We start from the raw sequence: 12,058 nt of genomic DNA, 5'->3' as shown, positions 1-12,058 counted from the left end.
AAATAAAGTATAAAGGTCAAAACAGTCTATCTACATTAGCATGGTTTGCACTGACGTTTACTCGCGATTGATAAACGCTGCTGTCATTTCAGGACAGAAGTAATGAAAGTCGCCAATTTTCAGTATGCAAGTTATATAGTATCAAGTTATCTAACGGGCAAGCTATCTAACAGACAAACTATCTAACAGACAAACTGGTTAAATAATAGACATAAAAAAAGCGCCTGAACTAATTTAGCCAGACGCTTTTTTAGTAGTCCGTTAATGATAACGGACTATTTATATCAGTTATAAATTAAGCAATTTTAGGCACTTTACCTTCATTGATAACGTCCGCATCAACCATTACAGTTTTAGCATTTTCCATAGAAGGTAGCTCATACATAGTCTCAAGCAGGGCGTTTTCTACGATAGAACGTAGACCACGAGCACCAGTCTTGCGCTCCATGGCTTTTTTAGCAATGGCATCTAGTGCTTCTTGAGTAAAGCTAATTTCAGCACCTTCCATGTCAAACAAGTACTTGTACTGTTTTACCAGTGCGTTCTTAGGTTCGGTCAGGATTTGTACTAGGGCCGCTTCATCTAGCTCTTGCAGTGCCGCAAGTACAGGTAGACGACCGATTAGCTCAGGAATCAGACCAAACTTGATCAAATCTTCTGGCTCGACTTCTTGTAGCAAGTCTGAGCTGCGACGGCTGTCATCTTTTGAGCTGACATCAGCGTTAAAGCCAATACCACCTTTTTCAGTACGCTGCTGAATGACTTTATCCAGTCCAGCAAATGCACCACCAACGATGATTAGGATATTGCTGGTATCCACTTGGATCAGCTCTTGCTGTGGATGCTTACGACCACCGTGCGGCGGGATAGCAGCCACAGTACCTTCGATTAGCTTTAGCAATGCTTGCTGTACGCCTTCACCTGAAACATCACGCGTGATAGATGGATTGTCGCCTTTTTTACTGATTTTGTCGATTTCATCAATATAGATGATACCTTGCTCAGCTTTGGCCACATCATAGTCAGAAGCTTGGAGTAGCTTTTGTACGATGTTTTCAACGTCTTCACCAACATAACCAGCTTCGGTTAAGGTCGTGGCATCAGCCATCGCAAAAGGTACATCTAGCAGACGAGCCAAAGTTTGCGCAAGCAATGTCTTACCAGAACCAGTCGGACCGATTAGCAGGATATTACTCTTAGCCAATTCTACCATTGCATCGTCAGCGCCGATCTTGGCTTTTTTGCTGTCGTTTGCTAGCGTCTGGCTAACTTTTAGACGTTTGTAATGGTTATAGACGGCCACAGCCAATGCTTTTTTGGCAGCGTCCTGACCGATGACATATTCATCAAGCTTGGCACGCAGCTCTTTTGGCGTTGGTAGTTTTTTATTGACCCAAGAAGTGTCTACTTCGCTATCATCATCACCGTGCTCTGCGCTGTCTGCGATTAAGTCAGTACATAGCTCGATACATTCATTGCAGATATTGGCATCGTCAGCAGCAATCAATTGCTGTACATCGCTTTTGGCTTTACCGCAAAACGAACACTGCGGGGTATTATCTTCTGCCATAAAAGGCGCTCCTAAAATTTAAAACTGGTTAGTTTATTTGTAGTATGTCAACTATCGTACTCATTCAATGGTCATACCCTCTAATAGTCGGGTATGACATTGATAACGGTTTACTGTACGGCAAATAAACTATAAAAGGTCTTATGACTGCACTCTCAATGAAGAGGCATCACGTTAATGCTTAGATTACAAAGATTCAGGACGACGCTCTAATACTTCGTCAACCAAACCATACTCTTTGGCTTCTTGAGCATCTAACCAATAATCACGCTCAACGTCTTTTTCGATTTTCTCTACTGGCTGACCAGTGCGCTCAGCTAAGATACTATTTAGACGTGCACGAGTTTTAAGAATTTCACGAGCATTAATTTCGATATCGGTTGCTTGACCCTGCGCGCCGCCTGAAGGCTGGTGAATCATAACGCGAGCATTAGCAAGTGAGTAGCGCTTGCCTTTTTGACCAGCAGCCAATAGGAATGAACCCATACTATAAGCACCGCCCATACAGATAGTAGATACTTCAGGTTTGATGAAGTTCATGGTATCAAAAATAGCCAAGCCAGCGCTTACTGAGCCGCCTGGTGAGTTGATATACAAATGGATATCTTTGTCAGGGTTTTCAGCTTCTAAGAATAGTAACTGGGCGACGATAAGGTTAGCCATGTTGTCTTCGACCTGACCGGTCAAAAAGATAACGCGCTCACGTAATAGGCGTGAAAAAATATCAAACGAGCGTTCACCGCGTGAGGACTGTTCAACCACCATAGGTACTAAAGCCGCTTGTGTGGTCTGTACTTCTTTGTGCGCACTCATCAGCATATCAAAATGCGGGTTGGCAGTGATGCGATCATAATCTGTCATAGAAAAGTCCTATCGATAAATGTATAAAATAAAAATGGATTGAATGATTTTATTGTCTAGTAGTTTTTGACTAATGGGTTGTTTATAAGGGGGCTGCGCTCACTATTCAAGCCTATAAAATGGGTTTGTGCATAAAATAGGTGAAAAACTGACCCTACGATATTGCTAGGACTCATTGCTTATATTGAAACTTATACTAAAAATACGTCTAAAAGTAGATAAATACTATCTTATCTATTATCAAGTCATACAGATATTGATAGTACCTGTATCGACAGTATCTGTATCGATACAAATAGCGTAAATCATGTCTGACCTGACTTTTTAACATAGAATACCTGATTAATAGCCCTATAATCCACCTATCTTACTGACTGAGCCTGCAAATAGTTATGCGTTTAGTATTTTTGCTTATCTAACGTCCTTAGAGGGTATTGAGCTAACAATAACGCTAAAAAATGCACTGTTATGGACAAAATGTACTATTTTGGTGCAAATATCTGCTGATTTTATAAATAGATAAGGCTCAAAAAACGTTTAGAAAATAGCTGGAAATATACGATTGTTTTTATCGTCTAATCCAAAAAAGAAAAAGCGCAGACAAATCAAAGTTTTGAGTCGGTAAGGTTGTCTATTTGATTATCTGCTATCAAGGGTTGGCACAATGCTTGTATCAATAAAAACATTGACGCTTTGATTTATCATGGTGCGCTGGGCACGATAAATGATGTACGCTGTATTCCTCCGTTACTATTCTGATATTACTGTCGCTAATGAACTGTAGTTAACGATTGGCAATAGAGTTCTTAACACATAGCAAATGATAGCTGTCATACAAAATACTGAAACATATTTAATTGGTAAATGAGTATACAAAATGAGTTGGGCCTCTTCTTTAGCATTAAGCTTTGACACTGTTAGCAGTACAAGTACGGCCAAAGAGGGTACGGCTGATAACTCAAAAACGCGGCTTTATCATCGTAAGCACACGGGTGCCTTGATGGTACAGCGTGCTCTGTATCCTGAGCCAAGCGTACAGCAGGGTATTTGTCACATACTGATGTTGTACCCGCCAGCCGGTATCGCAGGTGGCGATACGTTGACCATAGACCTAAACTTAGATAGTGGTAGCCACGCTGTTATCACCACACCAGGGGCAGGTAAGTGGTACGGCAAGGACAGCGTTAGCCAAAAACATAAAGCTCCGTTGGGCGCCAACGATACTCACCAAGGTATGGATCAAAATGAAATAGCTGATTATGCTAGTCAACATGTACAGGCCAAACTCGCAGCACATACCCGTTTAGAATGGCTACCGCAAGAGAGTATCATTTATAACGAAGCCAATATGCATGCAGCGAGCCGCTTCGATTTGACGGATTCCTCTAGTCTACTGACATGGGAGATTAGTGTATTTGGACGGCAAGCTTACGACGAGCAGTTTTTGCAAGGGCGTTATCATACTGGATTGAATATCTACCGAGATGGTAAGGTTATCGTTGCTGAGCGAGTGGCGCAGGCAGCACAAAATCGCTGGTTTACCTCAAATTTAGGATTAGCGAACCAGCACATTTATGGATCGTTTTGGGCAGTACCAAGCTTAAGCGATGTCCATGACAATCTTGCACTCTCCGCGTCACAAACCACGCAATCGACCGAAACAGCCCAAGCAACTATCAAGCAATCATTAACCCGCTATCTAGACAATACTGTAGCAGCATTGCGCCAAGTCATTGCTCAAGCACAACTGCCTGTCTACTGCACGCATAATTGCCAAGCGATCAATATCCGCTACATCGGCTCAGATGTACGTGGTTGTTTTGAAGCGTTTTATCAGCTGAGAGAAGTCTTGCGAGATCATTGGTGGCAACTTGAGCCTTGTCGTCCACGTATTTGGGACACCTAATACGGCCACTTTTAATAATGAAACTAAGATATATTGCGACTGTTTTTAATCGATATCAAATGCTTTGAAAACCCCTAATCTGCTATAAATATAATGATAAGTACAACAAGGAATTGTCATGCACCTGACCCCAACAGAAAAAGATAAACTCATGCTATTTACGGCTGGTATGGTGGCTGAGCGTCGCAAAAATCGCGGTGTTAAGCTTAACTATCCCGAAGCGATCGCTTATATCAGTATGCTGCTGATGGAAGGGGCTAGAGATGGCAAAAGAGTTGCCGAATTAATGAGTGAGGGCGCCACTTATCTGTCGGCTGACGATGTCATGGAAGGTGTCGCAGAGATGGTAGATGAAGTGCAAATCGAGGCGACTTTTCCTGATGGCACCAAACTGGTCACGGTACATAATCCCATCGTGTAACGCTGTATACCATTGTTATAGCACTAAAATGCTCACTATAAAATAAGGCGGCTACCATGCAAGCAGGCGAATACCATATCCAAGATGGCGATATTATCTTAAACCAAGGTCGACAGGTGCAGACCATCAGTGTCAGCAATACTGGTGATAGACCTATCCAAATCGGCTCGCATTATCACTTTTATGAAGTCAATGATGCCTTGAGTTTTGAGAGAGAGCAGACTCGAGGTTTTCGTCTCAATATTATCTCTGGAACCGCTGTACGTTTTGAGCCTGGTCAATCGCGGGAAGTCGAATTGGTAGCATACGCTGGCAAGCAAGATGTATATGGTTTTGCTGGGCGCGTCATGGGCGCCGCTCATCCAGACGAAGCATCAGAGAGTGTTACTGATAAAAAGGCAACTGCTACTTCGCAGAAGCGAGTCAGTCGTCGTATTTATGCTGAGCATTTTGGTCCGACAACAGGCGATAAAGTCCGCTTAGCCGATACCGAGCTTTGGCTACAGGTTGAAGCAGATTTAACCAGTCATAAAGATACAGCTGTTGATCAAGCAGATACGTCGCAAAGTGATGGAAGTAGCAGAGAATCTGTCGAAATCAAAGGTGAAGAAGTTAAATTTGGCGGTGGTAAAGTCATCCGTGATGGTATGGGACAAGGACAATTGCTGGGTGCGGAAGTTGCCGATACAGTTATTACCAATGCATTGGTCGTTGACTATACAGGCATCTATAAAGCGGATATCGGTATCAAAGATGGTCGTATCAGTGCTATTGGAAAAGCGGGCAATCCTGATATCCAGCCTGCTATTGATATTCCTATTGGCGGTGCTACCGAAATCATCTCTGGCGAAGGCAAAATTCTCACAGCAGGTGGTGTCGACAGTCATATTCATTTTATCGCACCTCAGCAATGCGAGACGGCGCTTATGTCAGGGGTAACGACGATGCTGGGCGGCGGCACAGGGCCAGCTCAAGGAACGCTCGCCACCACCTGTACACCAGGGGCATATCATATTGCCTCAATGCTAAAATCTACCGACAGTATCCCTATGAATATTGGACTGCTAGGTAAAGGTAACGTAAGTGTGCCGGAACCCATTGCTGAACAAATCGAAGCAGGTGCCGTGGGGCTAAAGCTACATGAAGATTGGGGTACAACGCCGCAAGCCATCGATAACTGCTTGAGCGTCGCTGACGACTATGATGTGCAAGTGGCCATTCATACCGATACTTTAAATGAAAGTGGCTATCTCGAAAGTACACTAGCTGCTTTTAAAAACCGCTGTATCCATACTTTTCATACTGAAGGGGCAGGTGGTGGCCATGCGCCTGATATTCTAAAAGCTATTGGCGAATCGCATGTTTTGCCATCTTCAACAAACCCAACGCGACCATATACCGTCAATACTATTGATGAGCATCTCGATATGCTGATGGTCTGTCATCACTTGAGCCCTGCTATCGCTGAAGATGTCGCCTTTGCTGAGAGCCGTATTCGTCAAGAAACCATCGCCGCAGAAGACATCTTGCATGACTTAGGTGCGATTTCGATGATGAGTAGTGATTCGCAAGCGATGGGGCGGGTGGGTGAAGTGGTCATTCGTACATGGCAAACCGCACACAAAATGAAAGTTCAACGTGGCCATCTAGCGCCAGATGCAACAGCGACTATTGAAGATGAGCAACAGTACATCAATTTGACAGATTATGACCAAAGCACGGACAACGATAACTTCCGTATCAAACGCTATATCGCAAAATATACAATAAACCCTGCGATTACTCACGGTATTAGCGATATGGTCGGCTCCATCGAAGTGGGTAAATGGGCAGATATGGTGCTATGGTCGCCCAAATTTTTTGGGGTAAAACCTGAGTGCATTATCAAAGGTGGACTCATCGCTGCGGTACCGATGGGCGATATTAATGCCTCTATACCTACTCCTCAGCCTGTACATTATCGTCCTATGTTTGCTACTTATCCAAAATCGATTGCTCAAACCAGCATTACCTTTATGTCGCAAGCGGCTATCGATAAACAAGTAGATAAGCAGCTTGGATTGACCAAAGTCATTCAGCCAGTACATGGCATCCGTAAAATTCGTAAAAGCGATATGCGCTTTAACAGCTACTGCCCAGATATGGACATCAATCCTGAGACCTATGAAGTACGTGCGGATGGTAAAACACTCACCTGTGAGCCTGCTGATGTACTACCCATGGCACAGCGTTACTTTTTATTTTAGAGCTTATGATGCACGTTTATAGAAACTCTAGAACAGTGAGCAATAAACCATGTATACCAACAGCCAGTTGGTTTTTTGAGTGATATCGTATCTTTATTTCCAATACTTTTACCTTCAATACTATTGACCAATAGTTTGAGCAACAACAGCCAGAGAATAATAATGAAAATATTTAATACCCGTTTAAGTGCGCTTAGCGATACCCAAAAAGCACAATTAGCAGAACAGTATCAAGCCGACGATTACCTGCTATTAGACTTTGATACTCGTCAGCATTCGCGCTTTAGAGCCATCACTGTTTCAGGTGAGGCGGTCGGTATTGACCTACCTCGTACGGGCGTCTTAAAAGGAGATGACGTTCTTATCAATGCAGCAGGTGAGCTGATGCAAGTAATCGCCAAACCGCAAGCAGTGACCAAAGTGACTGCTGCAGATGACTTTCTACTAATGAAGGGCGCTTATCATTTGGGCAATCGTCATGTGCCATTGATGTTTGAGCACAGTGACACAGGCTATGCGCTGTACTTTGAAAACGATCATGTGCTGGCACAAATGCTAGAAAACTTGGGGTTACATACTGAGTCTACGTCCGTGCCATTCGAGCCTGAGACGGGTGCTTATCAAACGGGCCAGCATTCGCATAGTCACTCTCACTCCCATGCACACTCGCATAGTGACTCTCATAGTCATAAGAAAAGTCATAGCCATAGTCATCATGATGCGCCTGTAGGTCGTTCAAATGATGGTTAATACCAGTGTCCAGCCTACTGATTCAGTCCAACTTGGACAGCTACTGATGCTGGCATCGAGCAATTTGCCAATTGGTAGCTATACCTATTCGCAAGGTGTGGAGTCAGCGATTGAGTCAGGGGTTGTCTCTGATGAAGCCAGTACGCTTACATTTATGCAAGACTATCTAGCGCTTGCGGTGATTGGCTATGAGCTGCCTGTATTAGGGCTGATAATGTGCGCGCTCAGCCAAGGTCATGAAGCGCTAGCGGCAAATCTGGCACATGACTATCATGCTGGTCTCGAGAGTAAAGAGTTTGTACTGGAGTCGCAGCAGTTGGCACAGGCGATGGTATCTTGGCTTAATGAAGTATTGAGTCTTGGTATACCTTCTGAGATACCTGATGATGGCTTTTTGCCGCTATTTGCTCATATTGCTCAGCATTGGCAGCTGCCACTAGCGCAGTCGATGACGACTTATGGATTTGCTCAATTAGAGAACATGGTGCTCGCTGCTGTTAAGACAGTGCCGTTAGGACAGATGGCGGGTCAGCGTATTCTTTGGCAATTGCAAAGCGATCTAGGTGCTCAGGTCGATGCTCTAAGCGATGATGTGCAACAGGCCTTTGGTGCCTTAGTCATGTCGACAAACACGGCCAATACTTTAGGTGATAGTGAAGAGTCGGACTGTCAGCAGCTATGCCAAGACCTCTATGAATCGCTTAATATCTCTAATAACTTGCCCAGTTTGGCTATTCTCTCAAGTATGCACGAAGAGCAATACAGTCGGTTGTTCCGCTCATAACTGTACCTTGATTTCTATTTATACTTATTAATATATAAACTGTTTTAGGAAATTAATATGTCTCTAACTCCGCTCAAATCAAAAAATTCTCACACTGCATCAGACGTACAGACTGATAGCGACAGCCAGAAACCATCTTCTGCCTTATCGTGCTTACGCCTTGGTATTGGCGGGCCTGTTGGTAGTGGTAAAACTGCTTTGACTTTAAGGCTATGCCAAAACCTGCGTGATACGGTCAATATGGCAGTGGTGACCAATGACATCTATACCAAAGAAGATTCAGAGTTTTTGACCCGCAATGATGCCATGCCCGCTGAGCGTATCCGCGGCGTAGAGACGGGCGGCTGTCCGCATACGGCTATCCGCGAAGATGCTTCTATTAATCTGACTGCGATTGCTGAGCTACAAGCGACTTTTGAAGGGTTGGAGTTGATTATCATTGAGTCAGGTGGCGACAATCTAGCTGCGACATTTAGCCCAGAGTTGTCTGACTTGACCTTGTACGTCATTGATGTCTCTGCAGGCGATAAGATACCTCGTAAAGGTGGCCCCGGCATTACCAAGTCTGATTTGTTGATTATTAATAAGACTGACCTTGCACCAATGGTTGGTGCTTCGCTTGAAGTGATGGAACGCGATGCCAAAAAAATGCGTGGCGACAAACCTTTTGTTTTTAGCAATATGAAAACAGGTGATGGACTAGACGAGATTATCGCCTTTATTAAAGAACATGGCATGCTTGCCTAAAGAGCAGGTGAGCTTTTACCATTAAAATATAAAGAATAAGGAAAAACCGCATGACACAGTGTACAAAAGGTATTCACATCGAAAAATCTCGTTTTTCACAAGTGCTCTCAGCTCGTCATATCGTGTCTGGTTCGGCTGTGATGATGACATCACTAATGCTACCGTCATTGGCGCAGGCGCATTCAGGGCATATTCATTCGACTACTACGCAAGCGCCATCGTTTTTGGGTACGTTGCAAGCAGGACTGATGCATCCAGTAACTGGCCTTGATCATCTGTTTTTGGCAGTAGGCATGGGCATGTTGTTTTATGGTCTACAAAAGCAGCGCTTAGGCATGATGTCGTTGACGGCAGGGTTGTCATTAGGCGCGATATTGGGCACGGCTGGCGTGCTAATTGGCGGTATCGCGTTTGCTGCATCATCTAGGCTAATTGAAGTGGCAATATCACTGTCGGTAGTCGTATTGGCTATGGTCTTGATGAGCCAAAAAAGCAGACAAGAGGCATTCTCTGCTCAGACCCATACAGCGCACACGCCAAGTATTCAGCAGTTGTCATTGTTTGGCTTTGGTGGTCTGGCAGTGTTTCATGGCATGGCACACGCGATGGAAGTACCAGCGAATGTCGGTGTGAGCGGTCAGCTAGGATTTTATGCAGGGATGATGATTACGATGCTAGCGCTATATGCAGTTGGTACGCTGGTTAGTCAGCAGTTGCAGCAACGCTTTAGTGATAGTTTGTGGCTACAGCGCGGGCTAGTGCTACTAGGATTGAGCGCCGTATTTGCGCCTGTTTTAGTGTAAAGCGCGCTTTATAGTACAAGTACGATGTTTGTGGCTGATTTTATCTAGCTAGCGAACATCATAAAAAATGCGCCCCCGATCAAAAGGTCGGGGGCGCATTTTAGTTTTGATAACCGACTACAGCATATCTAAAAAGACAGCTGGTCGTATCAATTACATTGCTTGCTGCTGTTGTTGCTGAGCAGCTAGCAAGTCTTGGTAGCTAACTTCTTTGTCAGTTACTTTACCTTGTGCGATCAAGTAATCTACTACTTGGTCTTCTAGCACAACAGACTCAATGTTAGCGCGCTGCTGCTTGTCATTGGTGTAGTACTCGATTACTTCTGCTGGATCTTCGTAGTTTTCAGCGGCTTCTTTGATGAAGGTTTCTACACGCTCTTGATCTACTTCTAAGCCTTTGGTATCGATAACACGGGCAACGATGATGCCAAGACGGGCAGCACGTAGCGCTTGCTCTTCAAATAGCTCATTTGGCAGCATGTCTTTATCGAAGCTATCAGCATTCGCGCCGAACTGCTGAGAAAAACGTTGCATCATCATGTTGCGTTGACGCTCGATTTCTTGCTCTAGCATCGCGTTTGGTACATCAAACTCGTTCTTTTCTAGCAATGCGTCAAAAGTCGCTTGTTTAACTTGGCTACGCGCAGCGTTTTTGATTTCGCGTTCCATGTTTTTGCGTACGTCTTCTTTCAACTTCTCAACGCCGCCTTCTTTTACGCCGAATAGCTCAAGGAACTCTTCGTTGATTTCAGGTAGCTTAGATTTTTCAACCAATTTTACGTTGATTTTGAACTGAGCTTCTTTACCAGCTAGGTTTTCAGCTTGGTAATCTTCTGGGAAAGTCACGTCGATAGTTTTCTCTTCGCCAGCTTTCATGCCTTTGATACCAGCTTCAAAACCTGGAATCATTTGGTTGCTACCGATAACTAGTTTAAAGTCTTCAGCAGAGCCGCCTTCGAATTTTTCGCCGTCGATAGAGCCTTCAAAGTCAAAAGTCACTTGGTTGTCTTTCGCAGCCATGCCCTTTTTCTCAACGAACTCTTCACGTTGCTTTTGTAGGTTTTCGATCATAGTGTCAACGTCTTCTTCACTCACTTGTGCAGTGTGACGCTCAACTTCGATCTCATCGATACCTTGTACGTCAACTTCTGGGAAGATTTCAACAGTGGCTTGATATACCAAGAAATCGTCTTCAAGTTTTACGTCGTCGATGTTAGGCATGCCAACAGCGCGGATGTCTTCAGATTTGATTGCTTCAAATACAGTATCACGGATTACATCGTTGATAACTTCTTGTTGAATGCCAGCACCGTACTGAGAACGGATGTGTGACATAGGGACGTTACCTTTACGGAAACCGTCAATCTTGGCAGTTTTCGCAACTTGGCGAATACGGCCTTCAACTTTGTTTTGAATTTTTTCAACGGGCACTTTAACCGTTAGCTGGGTTTCTTTATTAGATAGCTTGTTGGTTGTGACTTGTAAATCTGTAGCCATGTTAATTACACCTTTAGGATTAAGTAGTACGTTTGATTAATGAAATAGTACTTAGGGTTAAATTGTAATAGACAGACCGCGCCTCAAATTACGGGCATGTACGACGGGCTGCCGTTGAAATAAATAGGGGATAGCGATAGCGCACAACGTCAAATTCAGTGCCAGTAGCAATCGCCGCTGATACCAAAAGGTGAACCTGCTGAGGTTGTCCATGCTATCAAATATCGATAATAAACCGTTAATGCACCGCATAATAACGCTTTTTGGTGAATTATACAGCCAAATAACGGATTTCAACAAAATTTTAAAAGTAGAACAGTATAATCTATCTGTTTATTAAAGTAAAAATTATCTCTTTGATGGCATGTTTCCTTATGTTGCTTGCTCTTGTATGGCTTAATTTTATATAAAGATTTGACCATGCTCATAATCAATAAATAAGATAACGGATAAAAAACAGCGATAAGGTTGTA

General features: G+C 43.8%; 10 protein-coding genes. 7 read left to right on the top strand and 3 right to left on the bottom strand.

Going from position 1 to position 12,058, the window contains the following annotated elements:
- Nucleotides 1-295 precede the first annotated feature (295 nt).
- On the bottom strand, nt 296-1,570 hold the full coding sequence (clpX, locus tag ACS8FA_RS27365) for an ATP-dependent protease ATP-binding subunit ClpX (protein WP_057761822.1): 1,275 nt from the start codon (nt 1,568-1,570) through the stop codon (nt 296-298).
- A 186-nt stretch (nt 1,571-1,756) separates the two neighbouring features.
- Nucleotides 1,757-2,383 carry an ATP-dependent Clp endopeptidase proteolytic subunit ClpP gene (gene clpP, locus ACS8FA_RS27360; protein WP_197411852.1) on the bottom strand — a complete coding sequence of 209 codons (627 nt, stop codon included), beginning with the start codon at nt 2,381-2,383 and terminating at the stop codon, nt 1,757-1,759.
- Between the two features lie 925 nt (nt 2,384-3,308).
- Between clpP and ACS8FA_RS27355 the strand changes: the two genes are divergently transcribed.
- The 7 genes from ACS8FA_RS27355 to ACS8FA_RS27325 all read left to right on the top strand — a co-directional run bounded on the left by ACS8FA_RS27355 (nt 3,309) and on the right by ACS8FA_RS27325 (nt 10,088).
- Nucleotides 3,309-4,337, top strand: coding sequence for an urease accessory protein UreD (locus ACS8FA_RS27355; RefSeq protein WP_439266899.1), 1,029 nt, complete (start codon nt 3,309-3,311; stop codon nt 4,335-4,337).
- Between the two features lie 118 nt (nt 4,338-4,455).
- Nucleotides 4,456-4,758 carry an urease subunit gamma gene (gene ureA / locus ACS8FA_RS27350; RefSeq protein ID WP_057761815.1) on the top strand — a complete coding sequence of 101 codons (303 nt, stop codon included), beginning with the start codon at nt 4,456-4,458 and terminating at the stop codon, nt 4,756-4,758.
- Between the two features lie 56 nt (nt 4,759-4,814).
- A complete protein-coding gene (gene ureC / locus ACS8FA_RS27345) occupies nt 4,815-7,004 on the top strand; it encodes an urease subunit alpha (protein ID WP_439266897.1) in 2,190 nt (729 codons plus the stop codon).
- A gap of 162 nt (nt 7,005-7,166) precedes the next feature.
- Nucleotides 7,167-7,754 (top strand): urease accessory protein UreE, encoded by a 588-nt coding sequence (gene ureE, locus ACS8FA_RS27340; protein WP_439266895.1) that lies wholly within the window; start codon nt 7,167-7,169, stop codon nt 7,752-7,754.
- On the top strand, nt 7,744-8,538 hold the full coding sequence (locus ACS8FA_RS27335; protein WP_439266893.1) for an urease accessory protein UreF: 795 nt from the start codon (nt 7,744-7,746) through the stop codon (nt 8,536-8,538). Before ureE ends, ACS8FA_RS27335 begins: the two co-directional genes overlap by 11 nt.
- 57 nt (nt 8,539-8,595) lie before the next feature.
- The gene (gene ureG, locus ACS8FA_RS27330) at nt 8,596-9,285 is read left to right on the top strand and encodes an urease accessory protein UreG (protein WP_165597608.1); all 690 of its coding nucleotides are present in this window, start codon (nt 8,596-8,598) and stop codon (nt 9,283-9,285) included.
- A gap of 50 nt (nt 9,286-9,335) precedes the next feature.
- Entirely contained in the window at nt 9,336-10,088 is a 753-nt protein-coding gene (locus ACS8FA_RS27325; RefSeq protein WP_165597609.1) for a HupE/UreJ family protein, read from the top strand.
- Nucleotides 10,089-10,241: 153 nt separating this feature from the next.
- Here the strand turns inward: ACS8FA_RS27325 and tig are convergent, their stop codons facing one another.
- Entirely contained in the window at nt 10,242-11,585 is a 1,344-nt protein-coding gene (gene tig / locus ACS8FA_RS27320; protein WP_102091742.1) for a trigger factor, read from the bottom strand.
- Nucleotides 11,586-12,058: the final 473 nt, after the last annotated feature.

The sequence above is a fragment of the Psychrobacter sp. 1Y1 genome (genome assembly GCF_051847395.2).
In the GTDB taxonomy this organism is placed as follows: domain Bacteria; phylum Pseudomonadota; class Gammaproteobacteria; order Pseudomonadales; family Moraxellaceae; genus Psychrobacter.
The sequence above is the reverse complement of the archived record's forward strand: the minus strand, read 5'-3'. Positions and strand labels throughout refer to the sequence as shown.